20 protein-coding genes, 1 tRNA gene and 1 pseudogene are annotated in these 22,948 nt (G+C 67.6%); 8 read left to right on the top strand and 14 right to left on the bottom strand.

Annotated elements, in window-relative coordinates:
• Positions 1-28: 28 nt before the first annotated feature.
• The 7 genes from SNE34_RS01830 to murJ all read right to left on the bottom strand — a co-directional run bounded on the left by SNE34_RS01830 (position 29) and on the right by murJ (position 8,882).
• Complete coding sequence (locus SNE34_RS01830) at positions 29-1,405, bottom strand: DUF4331 domain-containing protein (RefSeq protein WP_332614157.1); 1,377 nt, start codon at positions 1,403-1,405, stop codon at positions 29-31.
• Between the two features lie 198 nt (positions 1,406-1,603).
• A tRNA-Thr gene (locus SNE34_RS01825) sits at positions 1,604-1,679 on the bottom strand.
• A 49-nt stretch (positions 1,680-1,728) separates the two neighbouring features.
• Entirely contained in the window at positions 1,729-2,679 is a 951-nt protein-coding gene (gene ispH, locus SNE34_RS01820; RefSeq protein ID WP_332614155.1) for a 4-hydroxy-3-methylbut-2-enyl diphosphate reductase, read from the bottom strand.
• Between the two features lie 10 nt (positions 2,680-2,689).
• A complete protein-coding gene (lspA, locus tag SNE34_RS01815) occupies positions 2,690-3,199 on the bottom strand; it encodes a signal peptidase II (protein ID WP_332614153.1) in 510 nt (169 codons plus the stop codon).
• 11 nt (positions 3,200-3,210) lie between these two features.
• On the bottom strand, positions 3,211-6,024 hold the full coding sequence (ileS, locus tag SNE34_RS01810; RefSeq protein ID WP_332614599.1) for an isoleucine--tRNA ligase: 2,814 nt from the start codon (positions 6,022-6,024) through the stop codon (positions 3,211-3,213).
• Positions 6,025-6,089: 65 nt separating this feature from the next.
• The gene (locus SNE34_RS01805; protein WP_332614151.1) at positions 6,090-7,055 is read right to left on the bottom strand and encodes a bifunctional riboflavin kinase/FAD synthetase; all 966 of its coding nucleotides are present in this window, start codon (positions 7,053-7,055) and stop codon (positions 6,090-6,092) included.
• Positions 7,056-7,301: 246 nt separating this feature from the next.
• A complete protein-coding gene (gene murJ / locus SNE34_RS01800; protein WP_332614149.1) occupies positions 7,302-8,882 on the bottom strand; it encodes a murein biosynthesis integral membrane protein MurJ in 1,581 nt (526 codons plus the stop codon).
• A gap of 168 nt (positions 8,883-9,050) precedes the next feature.
• On the opposite strand from murJ, the gene rpsT reads away from it, so the two are divergent.
• Positions 9,051-9,320, top strand: a complete 270-nt coding sequence (gene rpsT, locus SNE34_RS01795; protein ID WP_332614146.1) for a 30S ribosomal protein S20 — start codon at positions 9,051-9,053, stop codon at positions 9,318-9,320.
• Between the two features lie 227 nt (positions 9,321-9,547).
• Here rpsT and cgtA read toward each other — a convergent pair whose 3' ends face one another.
• From cgtA to rplU, 3 genes are all read right to left on the bottom strand, one after another.
• Positions 9,548-10,618 (bottom strand): Obg family GTPase CgtA, encoded by a 1,071-nt coding sequence (gene cgtA / locus SNE34_RS01790; RefSeq protein ID WP_332614144.1) that lies wholly within the window; start codon positions 10,616-10,618, stop codon positions 9,548-9,550.
• A 133-nt stretch (positions 10,619-10,751) separates the two neighbouring features.
• A complete protein-coding gene (gene rpmA / locus SNE34_RS01785) occupies positions 10,752-11,009 on the bottom strand; it encodes a 50S ribosomal protein L27 (RefSeq protein WP_332614142.1) in 258 nt (85 codons plus the stop codon).
• 12 nt (positions 11,010-11,021) lie between these two features.
• The gene (gene rplU / locus SNE34_RS01780; RefSeq protein ID WP_332614140.1) at positions 11,022-11,339 is read right to left on the bottom strand and encodes a 50S ribosomal protein L21; all 318 of its coding nucleotides are present in this window, start codon (positions 11,337-11,339) and stop codon (positions 11,022-11,024) included.
• 244 nt (positions 11,340-11,583) lie between these two features.
• On the opposite strand from rplU, the gene uvrA reads away from it, so the two are divergent.
• Entirely contained in the window at positions 11,584-14,499 is a 2,916-nt protein-coding gene (uvrA, locus tag SNE34_RS01775; protein WP_332614139.1) for an excinuclease ABC subunit UvrA, read from the top strand.
• Positions 14,500-14,768: 269 nt separating this feature from the next.
• Positions 14,769-15,146, top strand: a complete 378-nt coding sequence (locus SNE34_RS01770) for an acyl-CoA thioesterase (RefSeq protein WP_332614597.1) — start codon at positions 14,769-14,771, stop codon at positions 15,144-15,146.
• Between the two features lie 145 nt (positions 15,147-15,291).
• Here SNE34_RS01770 and SNE34_RS01765 read toward each other — a convergent pair whose 3' ends face one another.
• A complete protein-coding gene (locus tag SNE34_RS01765; protein ID WP_425604423.1) occupies positions 15,292-15,738 on the bottom strand; it encodes a copper chaperone PCu(A)C in 447 nt (148 codons plus the stop codon).
• Between the two features lie 37 nt (positions 15,739-15,775).
• On the opposite strand from SNE34_RS01765, the gene SNE34_RS01760 reads away from it, so the two are divergent.
• Together SNE34_RS01760 and SNE34_RS01755 are read left to right on the top strand one after the other, a co-directional pair.
• Positions 15,776-17,329, top strand: coding sequence for a DUF4139 domain-containing protein (locus tag SNE34_RS01760; RefSeq protein WP_332614136.1), 1,554 nt, complete (start codon positions 15,776-15,778; stop codon positions 17,327-17,329).
• 2 nt (positions 17,330-17,331) lie between these two features.
• Entirely contained in the window at positions 17,332-18,087 is a 756-nt protein-coding gene (locus tag SNE34_RS01755) for an enoyl-CoA hydratase/isomerase family protein (RefSeq protein ID WP_425604438.1), read from the top strand.
• Positions 18,088-18,275: 188 nt separating this feature from the next.
• On the opposite strand, the gene SNE34_RS01750 is transcribed toward SNE34_RS01755, so the two are convergent.
• The 3 genes and pseudogenes from SNE34_RS01750 to SNE34_RS01740 all read right to left on the bottom strand — a co-directional run bounded on the left by SNE34_RS01750 (position 18,276) and on the right by SNE34_RS01740 (position 20,746).
• Positions 18,276-19,127, bottom strand: coding sequence for a sulfurtransferase (locus SNE34_RS01750; RefSeq protein WP_332614132.1), 852 nt, complete (start codon positions 19,125-19,127; stop codon positions 18,276-18,278).
• Positions 19,124-19,941 (bottom strand): annotated as a pseudogene (locus SNE34_RS01745) (NUDIX hydrolase). Before SNE34_RS01745 ends, SNE34_RS01750 begins: the two are co-directional and overlap by 4 nt.
• Before the next feature lie 121 nt (positions 19,942-20,062).
• Positions 20,063-20,746, bottom strand: a complete 684-nt coding sequence (locus SNE34_RS01740) for an FKBP-type peptidyl-prolyl cis-trans isomerase (protein ID WP_332614130.1) — start codon at positions 20,744-20,746, stop codon at positions 20,063-20,065.
• A 248-nt stretch (positions 20,747-20,994) separates the two neighbouring features.
• On the opposite strand from SNE34_RS01740, the gene SNE34_RS01735 reads away from it, so the two are divergent.
• The 3 genes from SNE34_RS01735 to nth are packed head-to-tail and all read left to right on the top strand — an operon-like array spanning position 20,995 to position 22,914.
• Positions 20,995-21,792: an enoyl-CoA hydratase/isomerase family protein gene (locus SNE34_RS01735; RefSeq protein ID WP_332614128.1), complete on the top strand. Its 798-nt coding sequence runs from the start codon at positions 20,995-20,997 to the stop codon at positions 21,790-21,792.
• 54 nt (positions 21,793-21,846) lie between these two features.
• Positions 21,847-22,185 (top strand): hypothetical protein, encoded by a 339-nt coding sequence (locus SNE34_RS01730; RefSeq protein ID WP_425604422.1) that lies wholly within the window; start codon positions 21,847-21,849, stop codon positions 22,183-22,185.
• Between the two features lie 9 nt (positions 22,186-22,194).
• The gene (gene nth, locus SNE34_RS01725; protein ID WP_332614126.1) at positions 22,195-22,914 is read left to right on the top strand and encodes an endonuclease III; all 720 of its coding nucleotides are present in this window, start codon (positions 22,195-22,197) and stop codon (positions 22,912-22,914) included.
• Positions 22,915-22,948: the final 34 nt, after the last annotated feature.

Genomic DNA, 22,948 nt, shown 5'->3' with positions numbered 1-22,948 from the left:
CCGCCGGGCTGGTCAAGCACAACGCCGTTCAGTAGTTTTCGCTGGGCGAACCCGGAATCGGCGTGTTGAGGTACGGGAACGTGTCGAGGAAGTCGGTCGCCGAAACGATCGCGCCATCGGTGTAGGGCAATTGCCCCGACGGGGCGACGTCTTCGGGCAACAAGACGCCCATTGCGACGCGCAGTTCAATGTCGACGACATCGTCGCCGGGTCGCCGGCCGTTCGGGAATCCGGCCGTGTCACCGCCCAGGACGCCCAGGTTGCTCTGCTCCGCCGGTGCCACGGGCGCGATCGAGGTGTTGAGCCGCATCATCTCCGCCGGCTGGACGTTGGCCGGCTGGTTGAGCCCTTCGATGCCGGTCAGGAACGCGGCCACCAGGTCGGTGCGCGGGAACAGGTTCGGCGCGGTGACGCTCGGGTACAGCGCCTGGATCAGCTCGGGCAACGACGGGTTGGTGACGTACTTGGCGAACTTTCCGTCCCACTTGGGCTGAGAGCCATTGAACCGGTCCTTGTCCGGCAGGCCGATAATGACCTCGTTGACCAGCGGCGCGGACAACCGGGAGACCTGCTCCAGATGCCCGTGCCTGTTCGGCAGGTGAGCGGTGGTCCATGCGCCGATGATCGGGCTGCCGTCGGTCAGGCAGGCGATCGGCACTTCCATCGCAATGGTGGTCACGTTCTTGTCGGCGAGGGCGTTCTCCTCGCCGTCGCGCGGCCCCACCGGGTTGGTGTTGATCAGGTCGAACACCTCGCCGACGTTGACGCTGAAGCCTTCCTTGCGCTGGCCGACGAACACCCGCGACTCACCCGCACAGCCATGGAGTCCGGCGGTGGCGATGTGGTCATTGGCGTACTCGGCGTAGTCCGGAATGGATTTGTTGCCGATGTTGTCGAACGGTTTGTGGAAGAAGATTCCGCCGGTGCTCATGTTCCTGGCCACGCGGGCGCGGTCGCCACGTTCCTTGCTGACCAGCAGATAGCGCTCGTTGACGTTGAGGTTCGCCTCGCTGTCGGCGCCAAACTGCCCGATGTTGCTCAGCGGGATCGGGATGTCCTTGCCGCCGGCGGGGATGGTGAAGTTTCGCGGTTCGTTGAAGAACCTGAAGTAGAAAGACTTGTCCGGCTTCGCGTCGCCATCGTTGTCGATGTGGATGGCGTACAGCGCCTCCTCGTCCATCAGGAAGTAGTTGGGGCCGCCGAAGGGATCCTGGAACGGCTGGAAATTGGCGAGCAGGGTCACGTAACCGGAGCGGCCTTCTTCGTAGCTGCGGAACATGTAGAAGTCGGTGTTGTCCACCTTGGGGGACTTGGTGATCAACGGGGCTTCGCGATGACTCGAACCGATCGCGGCGCCGCCCACCATCAAGCCCGCGAGGGCTATGGCGATAGCTGTGCGTTTCATGGTCTTTTGAATCCTGCGTAGGTGCGGACGCGGGGGCGGCCGCCTCTGGCGAACAGGCGGCGTGCAATCACTTGCCGTTGCCGGGTGTTCATGGTGGGTACGCAGGAGTCCCGGATGCGGATGCAACCGTTTGTCGGAACTCAGATGAATCGGCGACAGAAAAACAAAGCCCCGCGTTGGCGGGGCTGAGTGTCGAACTGGTGCCGGAAATAGGAATCGAACCTACGACCTACGCATTACGAATGCGCCGCTCTACCAACTGAGCTATTCCGGCGAAAGGAGCGGAATTGTAGGGTTGGCGGGTCGGCAGGGTCAATCGACGATCAGTCGACCAGTTGCACCCGCAGCTCCTTGGGCAGGGCGAACACCATGTTTTCGGGCTTGCCGTCGAGACTGGTGACGGCGCCGGCGCCGAGGTCCTGCAAACGCGCAATGACGCCCTGCACCAGCACTTCCGGGGCGGAGGCGCCGGCGGTGATGCCGATCCGCTTGCGATCGACGATCCACGCGGGGTCGATCTCGTCGGCGCCGTCGATCAGGTGGGCCGGCACGCCCTGGCGCTCGGCCAGTTCGCGCAGGCGGTTGGAGTTGGAGCTGTTGACCGAACCGACGACGAGGACCAGGTCGCAACTGGCGCTGAGCTCGCGCACCGCATCCTGGCGATTCTGGGTGGCGTAGCAGATGTCGTCGTTCTTCGGCCCCTGGATCGCCGGGAACTTGGCCTTGAGGGCGTCGATCACCGCGCGGGTGTCGTCTACCGACAGCGTGGTCTGGGTGGTGAACGACACGTGCTCGGGCTGCTCGACGCTCAGCGCGGCGACGTCCTCGAGATCCTCGACCAGGTAGATATGGCCCCGACCGGACTCGCGCTGCCACTGGCCCATCGTGCCCTCGACCTCGGGGTGGCCTTCATGGCCGATCAGGATCATGTCGCGGCCGGCGCGGCATTGGCGCGCGACTTCGAGGTGGACCTTGGTCACCAGCGGACAGGTGGCGTCGAAGACTTTCAGGTCGCGGCGCGCGGCCTCGGCGCGTACGGCCTGGGAGACGCCATGGGCGCTGAAGATCACGGTGTTGCCGTCGGGCACCTCATGCAGCTCCTCGACGAAGATCGCGCCGCGCTGCTTGAGGTCGTCGACCACGAACTTGTTGTGCACGACTTCGTGGCGCACGTAGATCGGCGCCCCGAGGGTCTCCAGCGCGCGGTTGACGATCTCGATCGCGCGGTCGACGCCGGCGCAGAAGCCGCGGGGGTTGGCAAGGATGACGTCCATGCGGCGAATTTTACTCCGCTGCGCGGCCGGGCTTGGCCTGGCCGCTGAACAGGCCGTACAGCGCGATCCCGACCGCGCCGCCGACGATCGCGGCATCGGCGATGTTGAACGCCGGCCAGTACCAGTCCTGCCAGTGCCACTGGATGAAATCGACGACATGGCCGTGGATGAGCCGGTCGATGACGTTGCCGATGGCACCGCCGATGACTAGCGCGTACGGCAACGCGGTCTTCCAGTCGTGGCGCGGGGTCCGGCTCAACCAATAGCCGAGCAGGCCGCAGATGCCGACCGCGAGGATCACGAAGAAGTACTTCTGCCAGCCGCCGGCGTCGCTGAGGAAACTGAAGGCGGCGCCGGTGTTGTAGGTGCGATACCAGTTCCAGATGCCTTCGATCACCGGGATCGCGGTGTACTCGGGCAGCGCGGTGAGGACCCAGTATTTGGTTAGCTGGTCGAGCACGATCACGAGGGCCGAGAGGGCCAGCCAGGACAACGCGTTGGGCCGCTTTGGATTGGACAAGGGACCCGCCATCAGAACCACCTCCGGTCTTCGCCATCACCGTCGATGTTGTCGACGCAACGACCGCACAGGGTCGGGTGCGCCTGGACGCTGCCGACGTCGGCGCGGTAGTGCCAGCAGCGGCCACACTTGTCCTTGTCGCTGCGGCTGGCCTCGACCACGACCTCCTTGGCGCCGTCGTCGGCAACCACGCTGACGTCGCCGCTGATGAACAGGAAGCGCAGTTCCTCGGCCAGCGGCGCCAGCCAGTTCTGGTCGGCGACGCCGCAGCGCAGGGCGATCTCGGCCTCCAGCGCGGCGCCGATGGTGCCGGCGGCGCGCATCGGCTCGAGCACCTTGCTGACCTGTTCGCGCAGCGCCAGCAGGCGCTTGAAGTCCTCGGCCGACAGCGGCGCCTCGTCGGTGAGCGGCGAGAGTCCGTCGTACCAGGTGGTGAACAGCACGTTTGCCTCGCGCGGACCCTGCTCGGTGACCGGCGGCAGGTAGCCCCACATCTCGTCGGCGGTGAAGCTCAGGATCGGCGCGATCCAGCGCACGAACGCCTCGGCGATCCGGTACATCGCGCTTTGCGCCGAGCGGCGGCCGCGCGAGTCCTCCGCCATCGTGTAGAGGCGGTCCTTGGTGACGTCGAGGTACAGCGAACCGAGGTCGACACTGCAGAAATTGGCCAGCAACTGCACGATCTCGGCGAAGTCGTAGCGCTCGCAGGCGGCGATGATCTTCTGCTGCAGGCCGTGGGCGCGATGCACGATCCAGGCATCCAGCGCGACCATCTCGGCGGTCGGCACCAGGTGCACGGTCGGGTCGAAACCGTGCAGGTTGCTCAACAGGAAACGCGCGGTGTTGCGGATGCGGCGGTAATTGTCGGCGCTGCGCTTGAGGATCTCGTCGGAGACGGTCATCTCGTTGCGGTAGTCGGCCGAGGCAATCCACAGCCGCAGCACGTCGGCGCCCATCGCGTCGACGACCTTCTGCGGCGCGACCACGTTGCCGAGCGACTTGGACATCTTGCGGCCGTCGGCATCGACGGTGAACCCGTGGGTCAGGACCTGCCGGTACGGCGCGACGCCATCCATCGCGACGCCCGTCAGCAGGGACGACTGGAACCAGCCGCGGTGCTGGTCGGAGCCTTCCAGGTACAGGTCGGCGGGCTTGCGCAAACCATCTTCGGGACGCTGGGCGAGCACGCACTCGTGGGTGACGCCGGAGTCGAACCAGACGTCGAGGATGTCGGTGACCTTGTCGTAGTCGCCGGCCTCGTCACCGAGCAGGGTCGCCGGGTCAAGCGCGTGCCAGGCATCAATGCCGTCGACCTCGACCAGCCTGGCGACCTCGCCCATCAATTCCACCGAACGCGGGTGCGGCTCATGCGTGAGCTTGTGCACGAACAACGCGATCGGCACGCCCCAGGTGCGCTGGCGGCTGATGCACCAGTCCGGCCGGCCTTCGACCATGCCGGCGATGCGCGCCTCGCCCCAGTCCGGGAACCAGGCGACCTTGCCGATCGCCTCGACCGCATCGCTGCGCAGGTTGGCCTGCTCCATCGAGATGAACCACTGCGGCGTGGCGCGGAACGCCACCGGGGTCTTGTGGCGCCAGCAGTGCGGGTAGCTGTGCTCGAGTTTGGCGAACGCCAGCAGCGTGCCGTTGCCGCGCAGCACATCGACGATCGCGTCGTTGGCCTTCCAGATGTGCAGGCCCTCCAGCGCGACGCCATCGGCCGGCGGCGTGCCCGGCAGGTAGACGCCGCGGGCATCGACCGGGTTCAGCACGGCCGCGTCGAGCGCGTCGAGCAGCCCGTACTTGCGCGCGACCGCGAAGTCTTCCTGGCCGTGGCCGGGCGCGGTGTGGACATTGCCGGTACCGTCCTCGTCGGAGACGTGCTCGCCGAGCAGGATCGGGATCTCGCGCTCGGCGTAGAACGGATGACGGACGACCAGGTTCTCCAGCTCGACGCCCTTGGCGTGGCCGTGGATCACGACGTCGTCGATGCCGTAGCGTTTCAGCGAGCTCGCCGCCAGCGCCTCGGCCAGCACCAGCCAGCGACGGCCGCCGTCGGCACGCGCCGGACCTTCAACCAATGCGTAGTCCAGGTCCGGCCCGACGCTGATCGCGAGGCTGGCCGGCAGCGTCCACGGGGTCGTGGTCCAGATCGGCACCGCGATCTCGACGCCCTCCTCCGCCGCCACCCCGAATGCGCTCGCCAGCGCCTTGGCCGACTTCGCCGGGTAGCCGACATCGACCGCCGGCGAGACCTTGTCGGCGTACTCGATCTCCGCCTCGGCCAGCGCCGAGCCGCAATCGAAGCACCAGTGCACCGGCTTGGCGCCGCGCAGCAAATGACCGCGGTCGATGATCTTCGCCAGCGAGCGCAGCATGTCGGCCTCGAAGCGCGAATCCATCGAGCGGTACGGGTTGTCCCAGTCGCCCAGCACGCCGAGGCGCTTGAAATCGACGCGCTGCAGCTCGATCTGCTCGGCGGCGTATTCGCGGCACTTCTGGCGGAATTCGGCGGCGTCGAGCTTGACGCCGACCTTGCCGTACTTCTTCTCGATCGCGATCTCGATCGGCAGGCCGTGGCAATCCCAGCCCGGCACGTACGGCGCGTCGAAGCCCGACAGCAGCTTGGACTTCACCACCAGGTCCTTGAGCACCTTGTTGACCGCGTGGCCGATGTGGATCACGCCGTTGGCGTACGGCGGGCCGTCGTGCAGCACGAAGCTGCGCTCGCGGCCCTTGACCTTGTCGCGGATCTGCCCGTACAGGTCCTGCGCCTCCCAGCGCGCGAGCGTCACCGGCTCGCGCTTGGGCAGGTCGCCGCGCATCGGGAACTCCGTCGCCGGCAGGTTCAGGGTGGACTTGTAGGGATTGGCGTCGTTGTTCTTGGCGCTCACGCAGTTGCTCGCGATTGGTGTTGCATCAGGATGGCGCGGGCCTGCTCGGCGTCGCGGTTCATCTGCGCGACCAGGGTCGGCAGGTCGTCGAATTTCTGTTCGTCGCGCAGCTTGGCGTCGAACTCGATCGCGATCCGGCGACCGTACAGGTCGCGGTCGAAATCGAACAGGTGGGTTTCCAGCAGCGGCTCGATGCCGTCCACGGTCGGCCGGGTGCCGAGGCTGGACACCGCCGGCAAGGCCGCATCGTCGACACCATGCACGCGAGTCGCGTAGATGCCCGACAGCGCCGGGGTCTTGCCGTGGAAACGCAGATTGGCCGTCGGATAGCCGAGCGTGCGACCGAGCCGGGCACCGCGCACGACCCGGCCGCCGATCGCATACGACCGGCCGAGCAGGCGCTGGGCGGTGGCGAAGTCGCCGGCCTGCAGGGCGTTGCGAATGCGGGTGCTGGAGACGCGTTCGCCGTCCAGTTCGACCGGCTCGATCTGGCCGGCTTCGAAACCCCGCCCTGTTTCAGCCAGTTCGCGCCCCATCTGCTGCAGCAACGCCAGATCGCCGGCCCGTCCCTTGCCGAAACGAAAATCCGGGCCGACCCAGACCTCGCACACCGACAGATGGCGGACCAGCACCTCGCAGACGAAATCCCCGGCGCTCATCGCCGCGAGTCGACGGTTGAAGCGCAGCAGGCCGACCTGGTCGGCGCCGAGCTCCAGCAGCCCCTCGGCCTTGGCGCGCACCGACAGCAGGCGCGGCGGCGGATTGTTGCCAGCGAAGAACTCGCGCGGCAGTGGCTCGAAACTCAGCGCCACCGCCGGCACATCGAGCACGCGCGCGCGCTCGACCGCGTGGCGCACCAGCGCCCGATGCCCCAGATGGAGGCCGTCGAAGGCGCCGATGCAGACCACACTGCCGTGCGGGCATCGCGGCCCGCCTTCGACGTCTCTAAACAGCCTGCTCATTGCGCCGAAGTATAGCCGGGGTGGGGAGTTGGCTGGCCGGGACCGATCCCGGGACTTGATTGCCGGCGTCTTGTAGGAGCGGCTTTAGCTGCGATCGGGAACCGGCGCGGGCGACCAATTCCAGATCGCGGCTAAAGCCGCTCCTACAGGGCTTCGATGTAGGAGCGACGTGAGTCGCGACCCGCCGACCTCTGGAGACGAGGTACAGGTCGCGACTCACGTCGCTCCTACAAGGGACGGGCTGCTTTAGTGGCGCAAGTGGCGCGGGCGCAGGCCTGCCGCCAGCAACACCAGGCCGTAAGCCCCGGCGCCCGCGCCAATCACTGCCAGCAGCCAGCCCCAGCGCGCCCAACCCGCCATCGCGGTCCAGTCGCCGATCCACTCGCGCAGGCCCAGCACCACCGCCGCCATCGCCGTCAGGCCGAGCACGATGCGCAACAACCAACGCCCCCACCCCGGCTGCGCCTGGTAGACCCCGTCGCGACGCACGTAGCGCCACAGCAGCGCGGCATTGACCACGCCGGCCAGAGCGGTCGCCGCGGCGATACCCGCGTGGGCGAACGGCACGTCCATGCGGTACAGCGGGGTCACGATCGCCACCGTCAGCACGACGTTGACCACCACGGTGATCACCGCCGCGCGCATCGGCGTGCGGGTGTCCTGCCGGGCGTAGAACGCCGGCAGCAGCACTTTGCTGAGCATGAACGCCGGGATGCCGACACTCATCGCGGTCAGTGCGTAGCCGACCATCCGGGTGTCGAATTCGGTGAACTCGCCGTAGCGAAACAGCGACGCAGTCAGCGGCTCGGCCAGCAGCGCCAATCCCAGAGCGGCCGGCATGCCGACCAACAGCACCATCCGCAAGCCCCAATCCAGCGACCTCGAGTAACCGGCGGCGTCGGCATCGGCGTGCAGGCGCGACAGCTGCGGCAGGATCACGGTGCCGATCGCGACCCCGAACAGGCCCAGCGGCAGCTCGGTGAGGCGGTCGGAGTAGTACAACCACGACTGCGCCGCCGGCACCAGCAAGGACGCGAACACGGTGCCGACCAGCAGGTTCACCTGCGATACCGACGAGGAGAAGATCGTCGGCAGCATCAACTTCATGACCCGGCGCACGCCCTCGTGGCGGAAATTGAACCTGAACTTCGGTCGCAACCCGAGCCGCCCCATCGCCGGCCACAACACCAGCATTTGCAGGATGCCGGCAATCAGCACGCCCCAGGCCAGCGCCTTCTCCTCGACCCCGAGGAACCGCGGCAGCAGCAGCATCGCGCCGATCAGGGTCAGGTTGTGCAGCACCGGGGTCAGCGCCGGCAGGCCGAACTGGCGGAAGCTGTTGAGCACCGCCCCGGCCAGCGCGGTCATCGAGATGAAGGTCAGGTACGGAAAGGTGATCCGCAACATTTCCGCGGTCAACGGCACCCAGTCGGATTCGGTCGGGTCGGCGAACGCCAGGAACAGCCGCGCGACCCACGGCGCGGCCAGGATGCCAAGGCCGCTGACCACCACCACCACTGCCAGCAACGCGCCGGCGACGTGGTCGAGGAAGTCCTGCAGGGCCTTGTCGTCGCCCTTCTGCTTCAGTTCCGACAGCAGCGGCACGAACGCCGAGGCGAACGAACCCTCGGCAAAGATCCGTCGCAGGTAATTGGGGATGCGGTAGGCGACCACGAACGCACTGACCGCCGGGCTGGCACCGAACAGGCTGGCCTGCAGCCAGTCGCGCAGGTAGCCGGCGATCCGCGAGATGAACGTCATCGCGCTGAAAACCGCGGTGGAGCGCAGCATCCCGGCTTGGCGAGGCTTGCCCGGGCCCACGGTCACGGGCAGGCCCCGCCCGGCTGACCGTTCATGTGGGCGATGTTGACCCAAGCCATTGAATCCCCCATAATTTCCTGTCTACTCGCTGGGCAACCGGCCGACCATGGTGTCGGCAAACACGCCCGCAGTCCATTTTTCTTCCCGCTCCATCTACATATTCAGGAATACGCCGTGGCAAACATCAAGTCCGCCAAGAAGCGCGCCAAGCAGGCCGTCGTGCGCAACGCCCGTAACGGCAGCCAGCGCTCGATGCTGCGCACCGCCGTGAAGAAGGTGCTCAAGGCCCTCGGCGAGAACGACGCCGCCGCCGCCGAGAACGCGTTCAAGGTGGCCCAGCCGATCCTCGACCGTTTCAGCGCGCGTGGCCTGATCCACCGCAACAAGGCCGCCCGCCACAAGAGCCGCCTGAGCGCCCGCATCAACGCGCTCAAGGCCGCCTGATCCGGCGAGCTTGCCGGCTGCCCCGCTTGCGGTGGCGGTCGCAACGTGAAAAACCCGGCGCATGCCGGGTTTTTTCGTGGGTGGTGGAAACCCTGTGAAGGACTGACGTGGTCGGTTTTTTTGTAGGAGCGGCTTCAGCCGCGATCTGAAATCGTCCGCTCGCGCCGACTCCCGATCGCGGCTGAAGCCGCTCCTACAAAAGCCCGGGAGCCCGCATCAGCACGGCATCAGTCGGTATTGCGGTTGGCCGCCGCTTCGGCCTCGGCTTCCAGCGCATCCTCACGCTGGCGATCAAAGAACGCCATCACGTCGAGCATGATCGGCCAGGTGCCCTCGCGGCCGATCGCGGAGACCAGGTACCAGCGGTCCTTCCAGCCCAGCTCGTCGATGATCGCCTGAGCGGTCGCCTCGCGCTCCTCCTCCAGCAGCAGGTCGGCCTTGTTGAACACCAGCCAGCGCGGCTTGTTCAACAACTCCGGGTCGTGCTTCTCCAGCTCCCGCTCGATCGCGCGCACCTGCTCGGCCGGGTTGATCTCGACTCCGCCCTCCATCGGCGCGATATCGACCAGGTGCAGCAGCAGGCTGGTGCGCTGCAGGTGGCGCAGGAACTGCGCACCGAGGCCAGCGCCGTCGGCCGCGCCCTCGATCAGGCCGGGAATGTCTGCGATCACGAAGCTGCGGTACTGTTCGACCCGGACTACGCCGAGGTTCGGGTACAAGGTCGTGAACGGGTAGTCGGCAACCTTCGGAGTCGCCGCCGAGACCGCGCGGACTAGGGTGCTCTTGCCGGCATTCGGGAAGCCGAGCAGGCCGACATCGGCCAGCAACTTCAGCTCCAGCTTGAGCTCACGTTCCTCGCCCGGCAGGCCCGGCAGCGCCTTGCGCGGGGTGCGGTTGGTCGAGCTCTTGAAGTGCATGTTGCCGAGGCCGCCCTTGCCACCCTGCGCGACCAGCAGCCGGTCGCCGTGCTGGGTCAGGTCGCCAATCGACTCGTCGGTGCCGACGTTGACCACCACGGTGCCGACCGGGACGGTGATCACCAGGTCCTCGCCGGCCTTGCCGTACATCTGCCGGCCCATGCCGTTCTGTCCACGCTGGGCACGGAAGATGCGCTGGTGGCGGAAGTCCACCAGGGTGTTGACGTTCTCGTCGGCCACGATCCAGACGCTGCCGCCGTCGCCGCCATCGCCGCCGTCGGGACCGCCGAGCGGGATGAACTTTTCGCGGCGGAAACCGATGCAGCCGTTGCCGCCATTGCCTGCGATGACCTGGATTTCGGCTTCGTCGACGAGCTTCATGGATGGACCTTTGCAGTGGATGGTGCGGGCTGACTATTGCAGAAACGAAAAACCCCGCCGAAGCGGGGCCTCTCGCTGGCAACGCGACGCCGGATCAGGCGGTGGCCCGATCCGTGCGATCACACTGACAACATCACGCGCTGACGACGCTGACGGTGCGGCGCTTCTTCAGGCCCTTGGTGGTGAACGTCACCTTGCCATCGACCAGCGCGAACAGCGTGTGGTCGCGGCCCAGGCCGACGCCCTCGCCCGGATGGAACTGGGTGCCACGCTGGCGGATGATGATGTTGCCGGCTTCGATCGCCTGGCCGCCATACATCTTCACGCCGAGGTACTTCGGGTTGGAGTCGCGGCCGTTGCGCGAGGAACCTACGCCCTTTTTATGTGCCATGACTGCTTCTCCTTACTTGTTGCCACCGGCAATGCCGGTGATCTCGATTTCGGTGTAGTGCTGACGGTGACCCATCTGTTTGCGGTGGTGCTTGCGGCGACGGAACTTGACGATGCGCACCTTGTCGGCGCGGCCGTGGCCGACGACCTTCGCGGTGACGCTGGCGCCCTTCAGCGCGTCGCCGAGCTTCACGCCCTCGCCGTCGCCCAGCATCAGGATGTTGTCGAGCTTGATCTCGCTGCCGGCTTCGGCTTCGAGCAGTTCGACGCGCAGGGTTTCGCCCTGCATCACGCGGTATTGCTTACCGCCGGTGACAACAACTGCGTACATGACCAGTTTCCTCTGTAGTTATTTTGGTCGCTGCCGTACCCGTCGAGGGGCAGACAGAAGCGGAATTGTAGTGGCTTCAGCGGGTTACGGCAACTGGCACCCCAGACCGGGCGGCTGCGGGGCTGAATGGCGCCCGGATGCCCCCGCGACCTTCCATTCCGGCGATTTGCCCCCATTTCCTGCACTCGATACGCTCCCGTGTTGGCCGTGAATTTTACGGCACCCTCCCCTTGCAGGCCCCCCGATGGCGATGGACTTCATCCGCATCCGCGGTGCGCGGACGCACAACCTCAAGAACATCGATCTCGACCTGCCGCGTGACAAGCTGATCGTGATCACCGGCCTGTCGGGCTCGGGCAAGTCGTCGCTGGCGTTCGACACGATCTATGCCGAGGGCCAGCGCCGCTACGTCGAGTCGCTGTCGGCCTATGCCCGGCAGTTCCTGTCGGTGATGGAGAAGCCCGACGTCGACCACATCGAGGGCCTGAGCCCGGCGATCTCGATCGAGCAGAAATCGACCTCGCACAACCCGCGCTCCACCGTCGGCACGATCACCGAGATCTACGACTATCTGCGTCTGCTGTACGCCCGCGTCGGCACCCCGCGCTGCCCCGACCACGGCTATCCGCTGGAGGCGCAGACGGTCAGCCAGATGGTCGACCAGGTCATCGCGCTGGCCGACAAGCCCGAGACTGCCGAACAACGCTACATGCTGCTGGCGCCGGTGATCCGTGAGCGCAAGGGTGAGCATGCGCAGGTGTTCGAACAACTGCGTGCCCAGGGCTTCGTGCGGGTGCGGGTCGATGGCGAACTGCACGAGATCGATGCGGTGCCGCCGCTGGCGCTGCGCCAGAAACACACCATCGAGGCGGTGATCGACCGCTTCCGTCCGCGCGAGGACATGAAACAGCGGCTGGCCGAGTCGTTCGAGACCGCGCTCAAGCTTGGCGACGGCATGGCCCAGGTGGTGTCGCTGGATGACGCCGAAGCCGCGCCGCTGCTGTTCTCGTCGAAATACAGCTGCCCGGTCTGCGACTACTCGCTGCCGGAGCTGGAGCCGCGGCTGTTCTCGTTCAACTCGCCGGTCGGCGCCTGCCCGACATGCGACGGCCTCGGCGTGGCCCAGTTCTTCGACCCCACGCGGGTGGTGGTGCATCCCGAACTGGCGCTGTCGGCCGGCGCCGTGCGCGGCTGGGACCGGCGTAACGCCTATTACTTCCAGCTGATCCAGTCGCTGGCCAAGCATTACCAGTTCGACGTCAACACGCCCTGGCAGGACTTGGCGGAGGACGTGCGCAAGGCGGTGCTGTTCGGCAGCGGCGACGAGGTGATCTCGTTCGCCTACCTCAGCGACGGCGGCAGCCGCCACCAGCGCAAGCACAAGTTCGAGGGCATCGTCCCGAACCTGGAGCGGCGCTATCGCGAGACCGAGTCGTCGGCGGTGCGCGAGGAACTGTCCAAGTACATCAGTGAGCGGATGTGCACCGAGTGCGGCGGCGCCCGCCTCAATCGCGCCGCGCGCAACGTGTTCGTCGCCGAGCGGCCGTTGCCCGACATCGTGGTGCTGCCGATCGACGAGGCGCTGACGTTCTTCAAGGGCCTCAACCTGCCGGGTTGGCGCGGCGAGGTCGCGACCAAGATCGTCAAGGAGATCGGCGACCGCCTGCGCTTCCTGGTCGACGTCGGGCTCGATTACCTCAACCTGGAGCGCAAGGCCGATTCGCTGTCGGGGGGCGAGGCCCAGCGCATCCGCCTGGCCAGCCAAATCGGCGCCGGCCTGGTCGGGGTGATGTACGTGCTCGACGAGCCCTCGATCGGCCTGCACCAACGTGACAACGAGCGCCTGCTCGGCACCCTCACCCGGCTGCGCGACATCGGCAACACGGTGATCGTGGTCGAGCACGACGAAGACGCGATCCGGCTGGCCGACCATATCGTCGACATCGGCCCCGGCGCCGGTGTTCACGGCGGCGAGGTGGTCGCGCAAGGCAGCTTCGACGACGTGTTGAAGGCCCCGCGCTCGATCACCGGCCAGTACCTGTCGGGCAAGAAGCGGATCGAGGTGCCGGCCAAGCGCCACGTGCCCAATCCCGAGATGACCCTGCACCTGCGCGGCGCTTCGGGCCACAACCTCAAGAACGTCGACCTCGACATCCACGCCGGCCTGCTGACCTGTGTGACCGGCGTTTCCGGCTCGGGCAAGTCGACCCTGATCAACGACACCCTGTACACCCTGGCGGCGAACGAGCTCAACGGTGCCTCGCGCCCGGTCGCGCCGTACAAGTCGGTCGAGCACATGGACCTGTTCGACAAGGTAGTCGACATCGATCAGTCGCCGATCGGCCGCACCCCGCGCTCCAATCCTGCTACCTACACCGGGCTGTTCACGCCGTTGCGCGAACTGTTCGCGCAGGTGCCGGAATCGCGTGCACGTGGTTACGCGGCGGGGCGCTTCAGCTTCAACGTGCGTGGCGGCCGCTGCGAGGCCTGCCAGGGCGACGGCCTGATCAAGGTCGAGATGCACTTCCTGCCCGACGTCTACGTGCCCTGCGACCTCTGCGGCGGCAAGCGCTACAACCGCGAGACGTTGGAGATCCTCTACAAGGGCTACAACATCTCCGACGTGCTGGAGATGACGGTCGAGGACGCGCTGAACCTGTTCGAGGCGATCCCGTCGATCTCGCGCAAGCTCGAAACCCTGATCGACGTCGGCCTGAGCTACATCAAGCTCGGCCAGTCGGCGACCACCCTGTCGGGCGGCGAGGCACAGCGGGTCAAGCTGTCGAAGGAACTGTCGCGCCGCGATACCGGGCAAACGCTGTACATCCTCGACGAGCCGACCACCGGCCTGCACTTCCACGACATCGAGCACCTGCTCAGCGTGCTGCACCGCCTGCGCGACGACGGCAACACGGTGGTGGTGATCGAGCACAACCTCGACGTGATCAAGACCGCCGACTGGGTGGTCGACCTGGGGCCGGAAGGTGGCCACCGTGGCGGTACCATCCTCGCCACCGGCACGCCGGAACACATCGCCTCGCTCGAGCACTCCTACACCGGCCGCTTCCTCGCGCCGTTGCTGGATGTCGCCCGACCGTCATCGCCCAAGGCCAAGCCGGCCGCGGCGCGCAAGACCACCAGGAAGAAGTCCGCCGCATGAGCGACAACGACACCAAGAAGCCCGCGCGCAAGCCGCGCAAGGCGGCGGCCAAAAAGGCCAAGGCCGCGACCGGCGCCGCGGCCGAGTCCAAACCGCAAGCCGGGCGATCGCGGACCAAACGAGCCCGCTCCGCCAGCACGACGCCCGCGCCGGAAGCCCCCCCGGCGGCCACGCGCGCATCGAAAGCACCCGCGAAAGTCGAACCATTCGCCCAGCACAACGGCGCCGCCCCAGCCGGTGCGTCGCTTCCCTCGTTGATCCGGGTGCCGATGCCGGTGCGCTGGCGCGACCTGGACGCGTTCAACCACGTCAACAATTCCAAGTACCTGAGCTACCTCGAAGAAGCCCGCCTGCACTGGATGATCGGCGTCCCCGGCCAAGGCATGGACGACCATGTCGCGCCGGTGGTGGCCGCCGCCCAGCTCAACTACCGACGACCGATCGCATGGCCGGCGCAAGTCGTGGTCGAGCTTTTCGTCGAGCGCCTGGGCAACACCAGCCTGACCGTCGGCCACCGCATCATCGACGCCGAAGACAGTGGCGTGCTGTATTGCGACGGCCACGTGGTAATGGTGTGGATCGACCGCGAGAGCGGGGCCGCGGCGGCGTTGCCGGCGGCGGTGCGCGAGGCGTGCTCGGAGGTCTGATTCCACGGATGGCGCCGTTGTCCCACTGGACTTGCTTCGCGGCGTAGGAGCGACGTAAGTCGCGACCCGCCGAACGTTCGGGACGATGTACAGGTCGCGACTTACGTCGCTCCTACCCGGATTGCTTTACGAAGGATGGCTGGCATCAGCCGCCCGGCTTGCGAACTTCGAACTCGCCGCGCAACACACCGCCATCCTTCAATTCGAACTCGACCACCACCGTGCCGCCCGCCTGCAACGGCGCGCGCGGCTGCATCAGCATCAAGTGCAGGCCACCGGGCTCGAGCACGGCGCTGTCGTCGGCCGCGATGCGCAATTCCGGCACCGCGCGCATCCGGCTGACGCCATCGACGATGCTGGTCTGGTGCACGGACACGTCGGCGAACGCCGGGCTGCTGGCACCGACAATCTCCAGCGGCGCCGCACATCCGTTCTCGATCCGGCCGAAGCCGGCCAGCATCGGCATCGACACCGGTGGCAGCCGGACCCAACCGTCGGTCACCGTCGGCTGGCACTCGTTTGCGCCGGCAGGCCATGCGCTGAACGCAATGATTACCACAGCGAGCAATGGGGAAGCACGGAACGTTCGCATCGGCCTATGATACCGGCAGGCCAGATTGGAGTCAGCGATGCACCGTTCCCTGTCGATGCTTGCCCTCGCCTGCACGCTCGCGGCGTGTTCGTCGGAAGAGCGCGCGCCGGATGCCACCGAGCCACCGCCGGCGGCCACCCCGACCAAGGCGGCGGACAAGGGCGATGCCACCGAAACCGGCATCACCCGGCTGACGATCTACAGCGGCGACTATGCCGCGCTGACGGCCTGCCAGTCGGCACAACCCGGGATGCCCGGCTACGCGCTGGTCCAACGCCCGCTGCACTACACCCTCAAAGCCGGCCTCAATGCGGTCTCGGCCACCAGCGTGCCGCCGGCGATGGACATCGAAGCGGCGACGCTGCAGGCGCGCAGTCCCGGCGTCGAGATCGAATCGCAACGCTACGTCGCGCCGCTGACCGGTACCGGCGACCTGATATCGCAGGTCATCGGCCACCGGGTCACGGTCGAGCACACCGCCGGCGACGCCAAGCAGACCGACACCGGCATCCTGCTGGCGGCCGACGAAGGCCTGACGCTTGCGCTCGGCGATGGCCGGGTCAAGGTGATCCACGACTACGACAACTTCAGCGTGGTCGACGGCACCACCCTGGTGCCACAACAGGCCGAACTGCAATGGACGGTGCGGGCGGAGGAAGGTGGCGATGCCAATTTCCTGCTGAGCTATCCGATGGGCGGCCTGGCGTGGCGGGCCGAGTATCTGGCCACCCTCGCCGGCGGGGACGAATGCAAACTCTCGCTGGAAGGCGCGGCACTGGTCGCCAACCGCGCCGGGGTGACGTTCGCCGATGCGCACCTGACCCTGATCGCCGGCGAACCGAACCGGGTTCAGCCCGAACGCCGCCAGTACATGGCGCGCGGCGCAGCCTACGACATGGCCGCGGCAGCGCCGCAGTCGGGGATGCCGGAACAACGCACCTCCGGCGAGTACCACGCCTACGAGCTGCCCGGCACCACCGCGATTCGCAGCGGCGCCACCGAGCGCGTGCCGCTGTTCCCGCGGCGCCCCGCGATCAACTGCGAACGCGCCTACGTGGTCGATGCGAGCAGCCCAGAGTGGCAGCCGCCGCGGCCGCTGATCGCCCCCGAATACCGCGGCCAGACCGGCGAGCTGCCGGTGGCGTCGGTGGTATCGGTGCAGAACACCAAGGAAGCCGGGCTCGGCCAGCCGCTGCCGGCCGGCCGGGTCCGCGTGTATGACGGCGGCGACTTCCTAGGCGAGTCCGAGCTGGACCATACTCCGGCCGGTGCGGAAGTCCGGCTCGAGGTCGGCAAGGTGTTCGACATCAGCGCGGAGCGCGAGGCGACCGATTTCAACGTCGATCGCGGTGGCCGCACGATCACCGAGTCCTTCGCGATCACCCTCAACAACGCCAAGAAGACCGATGTCGAGGTCCGGGTGATCGAGCCGCTGCCGCGCTGGAGCGATTGGGAGATCGTCCGCAGCAGCGTGCCGTCGAGCAAGAAGGACGCGCGCCACGCGGAGTTCGACGTGGCCGTGCCGGCCGGTGGCGAAACCCGCCTGACCTACACCGTGCGCTACCGCTGGCCCGAAGGCGTGAGTCCGTGAGCCTGGTCGAGGCCGTCGCACACGACGGCGGCATCGTCGAACTGAAGCTGGCCCGGCCGCCGGTCAACGCGCTCGACCCGGCGCTGTGTCGCGACCTGCGCGCGGCGCTCGACGCGGCGGTGATCGCCGAAGCGCGCGGCATCGTGCTGGCGGGTGGACCGAAGGTGTTCTCCGCCGGCCTCGACGTGCCTTACCTGCTCGGCCTTGGCGATGACCGCGAGGCCCTGACCTCGGCCTGGCAGAGTTTCTTTGCCGCGGCGCGTGCGATCGCTTCGTGCCCTGTGCCGGTGGTCGCGGCGATCGCCGGCCACGCCCCGGCCGGCGGTTGCGTGCTGGCGTTGTGCTGCGACTACCGGGTGATGGCCGCCGGCGACTTCCGCATCGGCCTCAACGAAACCCAGGTCGGGCTGGTGGCGCCCGAAGGCGTGCAGCGTCTGTTGCGCCGCGCGGTCGGGCCGGCCCGCGCCGAACGGTTGCTGGTAATGGGCGACCTGGTCGAGGCCGAGCGCGCGTTGCGGATCGGCCTGATCGACGAACTGGTGGAGATCGAGCAGGTCACCGCCCGCGCCCACGCGTGGCTGCGGCAACTGCTTGCCCTGCCCCAGGACGCGATGAGCCAGACCCGCCGGATCGCCCGCGCGGAGCTGGTCGAGGCGTTGCAGCCGGAGCATATCCAGCTGGAGCGTTTCATCGAGGCGTGGTCGGCGCCGGGGACGCAGTATGCGTTGCGCGCGTTGGTGACGCGCTTGGGCAAATGACCGCGCCAGAGCTTTTGTAGGAGCGGCTTCAGCCGCGAACCAGAGTCGGACAAACGGCATTTCACCCGATGCTTCGAACCCGCCCCGTTGTGGGGACGAGGTACTCGCATCAGTACGAACGTCGATGCGATGTACAGGTCGCGGCTGAAGCCGCTCCTACAACAGCGGTGCCTGGAGCCAGATCGCGTTCAGCGCTCCACCGGACGCGACGCATCCTCCAGCCAGCCACTCCACGAGCCGGTGAACAATTTCGCCCCGTGCAGGCCGGCGTGGGCCATCGCCAGCAGGTGGTGGCAGGCGGTGACGCCGGAGCCGCACATCACCACGACGTCTTCCGGCGGATGCCCCTGCAGCAGTGCGCTGAATTCTCGCAGCAACACGTCCGGCCGCTTGAAGTGGCCATCACGCAGGTTCTCGCCGTATGGACGGTTGATCGCACCGGGCACGTGTCCGGCGATCTTGTCGAGCGGCTCGACCTCGCCACGGAACCGCTCCGGCGCACGCGCATCGACCAACAGGCCGCCGGCAGCGAGATGCGCCTGCACCTGCCCGGCATCGAGCAAGCGGTCGTTGTCGAAATCCGCCGGATAGCGGGTCGGTTCGACCACCGGCACCTCCGACTCGACCGGCAAATCCAGCGCGGTCCAGCCAGCCCAGCCGCCGTTGAGCACGGCAACGTCGCGGTGGCCAAGTGCGCGCAGCAGGAACCACGCCCGTGCCGCGGCCAATGCGCCGTCGCCGCCGTCGTAGACCACGACCTGGCTGTGCGGGCGGATGCCCCAGCAGCCCAGGGTGTCGGTGAAGTCGGCCGCATCCGGCCAGGGGTGGCGACCGCCGCGCTTGCGATGGTCGGACAGGTCGCGGTCGAGGTCGGCGAAACGCGCGCCGGGGATATGCGACTGCCGGTAGTTGGCGTCGCCCAGGCTGCGATCGGCCAGCGAAACCCGGGCATCCAGCACCACCAGGTCGGCGCGACCGAACGCCGCCGCCAGCTCGCCGGGATTGACCAGGGTCTGCCAGGTATTGATGGGCTCGCTCATCGCACCTTCTCCAGCCGCTCGCGCAGGTTCCACAGGATAGACGCGGTCGCGCCCCAGATCCGCTGGGCGGGATAGTTGAACTCGAGCACCCGGCGCGGACGACCGCGGAAATCGATCAGCCGATGATCGAGGTTGGCCGGATCCAGCAGGAATGCCAATGGCACCTCGAACACTTCGGCGACCTCGCCCGGATCGGGATGGGCGACATACTGCGGGTCGATCGCGGCGACCACCGGCAGCACCCGGAAACCGCTGATCGTCAGCAGCGGATCGAGCAGGCCGATCGGGGTGACCTGGGTGGCGGGCACGCCGATCTCCTCCTCGCTCTCGCGCATCGCCGCGGCGATCGCGTCGAGGTCGCCGGGCTCGACCCGGCCGCCGGGAAAGCTGACCTGGCCGCCATGGTTGCGCAGCCCGGCGGTCCGGCGGGTCAGCAACACCGCGTCGCCGGCGTCGCGCGCGACCAGCCCGACCAGCACCGCCGCATCGGCGAGGTCCACCGCGGGTTCGAGCAGGCCATCGAGTTCGTCGTGGTTCCAGCAGGTGGTGGCCGGCGGTGCATCCAGCGGGCGCAGCGCGGCGCGCAGGCGCGTGGCCTCGCGCAATCCGGCCGCGTGGCCGTCTGTGCTCATCCGCGCCCGGCCTCGCGCGCGGGCAGCACCTCTTCGATGAAGCGCAGCCGCTCGTTGTCGTTCATCTGCGACCAGCGGGCGATCTCGGCGCTGGTGCGATAGCACCCTTCGCACAGGCCCGCCTCGTCCAGGCAGCAAACGCCGATGCAGGGGCTGAGGACGGCAAGGAACGGGGTACTCATGTCGGAAGGTCTTTGCGGTGGCGGAAACAATTGCGCCGGCACGAGGCCGGCGCAAGGTGCAGCATGCTTGTCACGACGCGTCACCCACCGCCCGCAACGCGTGCGGGCGGTGGACGATGGATCACTTGACGCTGAGCAGCTTGATCTCGAACTGCACCGCCATGTTCGGCGGCACGCCGGTGCGCGGGTCGGCGCCGTAGGCCTTGTCGGACGGCAGCGTGACTTCCCACTTGGCGCCGGCCGGCATCTGCAGCAGCACTTCGCGCATCGCCGGCATCTCGACTTCGCTGACCTTCACTTCAGGCATGGTGCGCGCCTGCGCGTTCTGGCCACGCTGGCCCCACGGGAACGGACCGGCCACCTGCAACTGCACGGTGCTGGCCTGGGTCGGCTTGGCGCCGTTGCCGGCTTCGACGACGCGGTACTGCACGCCGCTCGGCAGCGTCTTCACGCCGGCCTTGGCCTTGTTCTGGGCGATGAACGTATCGCTGCGGGTCTTGTTCTCGGCGGCCGCCTTGTCCCACTCCGCCTTGGCCTTGGCCTGCTGGCGCTTCTGCATGTTCTCGACCGCGACACGCAGTTGCTCCACCGGAACCGCCGGCTCCTTCTTGGCGTAGCCGTCCTGCAGACCCTTGACGATGGTGTTGACGTCCAGTGCCTCGCCGCTCTCGCTGGCGTTGCGGCCCAGGTCGTAACCGAGCGCGTAGCTCAGCTTGCCCTTCTCGGACGAGGTGTCCTGCGCGAAGGCTTGGCCCGCGGTCAGGGTCAGGGCCGCCACTGCGACCGCAATCAAACGCAACTTCATTCGGTGGAACCTCCGGTGATGACGCGAAGCGGCGGCACCGCCCCGGTTTGTTTTGCCTTGATGCTCGGGATGCACCGATCCGGTCGAACCGCCCCGGATGGACGCGCTAGGATAACGGCGGCAGGGCTTAACCGCCACTGACGCCCAGGCTCTGACAATGCGGTGGCGTCGGAGTTCCGCGTCGGCTGCTTTCCGGTTGTCCGGCCGGTCATCCCTGTTGCCCTCCACCCCATCCAGCAAGGCGCCCCATGCCCGAAGCCTCCCCGTCCGATTCGCCTGTCACGACCGCCGACCACGCCGCCGTGCGGGTCATCACGGTCAACCGGCCCGACAAACTCAACGCCCTCAACGCCGCCACCCTGGACGCCCTGCGGGAAGCTTTCGAGGCTGCCGCGAGTGATGACTCGGTGCGTTGCGTGGTGCTCACCGGCGCCGGTGCCAAGGCGTTCGTCGCCGGCGCCGACATCAGCGAGATGAACACCCTCAGCCCGGTCCAGGGCCGCGACTTCTCGCAGCGCGGGCAGCGCCTGATGCGCGCGATCGAGCGCATGCCCAAGCCCGTGGTCGCGATGGTCAACGGCTTCGCTCTCGGCGGCGGGCTGGAGCTGGCGATGTGCTGCCATCTGCGGATCGCCGCGGACAGCGCCAAGATCGGCCAGCCCGAGATCAACCTCGGCCTGATCCCCGGCTTCGGCGGCACCCAGCGGCTGCTGCGCCTGGCCGGCCGCGCGGCAACGCTGGAACTGTGTCTGGTCGGCGCACCGATCGACGCCCAGCGCGCACGCGAACTGGGCATCGTCAGCCGCGTGGTCGCGGCCGCCGAACTGGAGTCGGAGACCATGAAGCTGGCCGCGCAGCTCGCCGACTCGGCGCCGCTGGCGCTGCGCGGGATCATCGATTGCGTCAACGTCGGCGGCGAGTGCGGGATCGAGGAAGGCCTCGAATACGAGACCGCGCAGTTCGGCCTGATGTTCTCGACCGACGACATGCGCGAGGGCACCGGCGCGTTCCTGGAACGGCGCAAGCCGGCGTTCAGGGGCAGCTGACCGTCGATGGCGGCAACCTGCCGTTGCGGCTGCAATGACCCGTGCGGATCCGCGGTGCACGTGATCGCGGCGGCGCTGGCGACAGACGACCTGGACCGCGCGATCGAAACCGGATTGCTGGCGTGCGAGCCCTGTCCTGGCTGCGACCCGGTTTGCACTGCATCGCTATTGGCAGCGCGCGACGCCCGCCGCGGCGCCCTGGCCGCACGCGAGCGTTTCCGCGCCCGCGACGCGCGCCTGCGTCGCCGCGCCGAGGAGCGTGCGGCTCGACGCGTCGTGGTGACAAGTCCGACCACGACCCCCGGTGAATCGCCGCGCCCGGCATTGCCGCCCGCGGCCGCGGCGGCTCTGGCACGCGCCAAGGCCCGGGCGGATGCCGCGAAGAAGCATTGAATCGACCAGATGCCTGCCAAGCCGACCAAAAAATCCCCGACTCGCAAGCGCCTTCCCCGCTCCCGCCTGAGCAAGGCCGAGATCGAGGAGATGTTCGCGCGGCTCCGGCAACTCGACCCCAAGCCGACCACCGAGCTCGAGTTCTCGACGCCTTATGAACTGCTGGTGGCGGTGACGCTGTCGGCGCAGGCGACCGATGTCGGGGTCAACAAGGCGACCCGCAAACTGTTCCCGGTGGCCAACACCCCCGAGAAGATCGCCGCACTCGGGGTCGAGAAGCTCAAGCCGTACATCGCCACGATCGGCCTGTTCAACACCAAGGCGGCCAACGTGGTGGCGATGGCCGAACAGTTGATCGCCAACCACGGTGGCGAGGTGCCGCGCGACCGCGCGTCGCTCGAGGCGTTGCCGGGTGTTGGCCGCAAGACCGCCAACGTGGTGCTCAACACCGCGTTCGGCGAGCCGACGATGGCGGTCGACACCCACATCTTCCGCGTCTCCAACCGCACCGGGTTGGCACCGGGCAAGAACGTGCGCGAGGTCGAGGACCTGCTGGTCCGCGTGATCCCGCCCGAATACCTGCACGACGCCCACCACTGGCTGATCCTGCACGGCCGCTACGTGTGCAAGGCGCGCGTGCCCGACTGCCCGCACTGCGCGATCCGCGACATCTGCCGCTACACGGACAAGACGCCGGGCGAACCGGTTCCGGCGATCGCGGGCACCTGACCGCCAATCGGGCGTCGTTTCATCCGGTTATCCG

This window comes from Novilysobacter erysipheiresistens (assembly GCF_036663935.1).
Classification (GTDB): domain Bacteria; phylum Pseudomonadota; class Gammaproteobacteria; order Xanthomonadales; family Xanthomonadaceae; genus Novilysobacter; species Novilysobacter erysipheiresistens.
The sequence above is the reverse complement of the archived record's forward strand: the minus strand, read 5'-3'. Positions and strand labels throughout refer to the sequence as shown.

Bases quoted from the DNA above. Each gene is read 5' to 3' on its own strand.
- rpmA (WP_332614142.1), bottom strand. From the start codon at position 11,009: ATGGCACATAAAAAGGGCGTAGGTTCCTCGCGCAACGGCCGCGACTCC.
- SNE34_RS01760 (WP_332614136.1), top strand. From the start codon at position 15,776: ATGCACCGTTCCCTGTCGATGCTTGCCCTCGCCTGCACGCTCGCGGCG.
- SNE34_RS01750 (WP_332614132.1), bottom strand. From the start codon at position 19,127: ATGAGCGAGCCCATCAATACCTGGCAGACCCTGGTCAATCCCGGCGAG.
- SNE34_RS01735 (WP_332614128.1), top strand. From the start codon at position 20,995: ATGCCCGAAGCCTCCCCGTCCGATTCGCCTGTCACGACCGCCGACCAC.
- cgtA (WP_332614144.1), bottom strand. From the start codon at position 10,618: ATGAAGCTCGTCGACGAAGCCGAAATCCAGGTCATCGCAGGCAATGGC.
- SNE34_RS01770 (WP_332614597.1), top strand. From the start codon at position 14,769: ATGCCGGTGCGCTGGCGCGACCTGGACGCGTTCAACCACGTCAACAAT.
- SNE34_RS01830 (WP_332614157.1), bottom strand. From the start codon at position 1,405: ATGAAACGCACAGCTATCGCCATAGCCCTCGCGGGCTTGATGGTGGGC.
- rplU (WP_332614140.1), bottom strand. From the start codon at position 11,339: ATGTACGCAGTTGTTGTCACCGGCGGTAAGCAATACCGCGTGATGCAG.
- ispH (WP_332614155.1), bottom strand. From the start codon at position 2,679: ATGGACGTCATCCTTGCCAACCCCCGCGGCTTCTGCGCCGGCGTCGAC.
- uvrA (WP_332614139.1), top strand. From the start codon at position 11,584: ATGGCGATGGACTTCATCCGCATCCGCGGTGCGCGGACGCACAACCTC.
- nth (WP_332614126.1), top strand. From the start codon at position 22,195: ATGCCTGCCAAGCCGACCAAAAAATCCCCGACTCGCAAGCGCCTTCCC.
- SNE34_RS01805 (WP_332614151.1), bottom strand. From the start codon at position 7,055: ATGAGCAGGCTGTTTAGAGACGTCGAAGGCGGGCCGCGATGCCCGCAC.
- SNE34_RS01765 (WP_425604423.1), bottom strand. From the start codon at position 15,738: ATGCGAACGTTCCGTGCTTCCCCATTGCTCGCTGTGGTAATCATTGCG.
- SNE34_RS01740 (WP_332614130.1), bottom strand. From the start codon at position 20,746: ATGAAGTTGCGTTTGATTGCGGTCGCAGTGGCGGCCCTGACCCTGACC.
- ileS (WP_332614599.1), bottom strand. From the start codon at position 6,024: ATGCGCGGCGACCTGCCCAAGCGCGAGCCGGTGACGCTCGCGCGCTGG.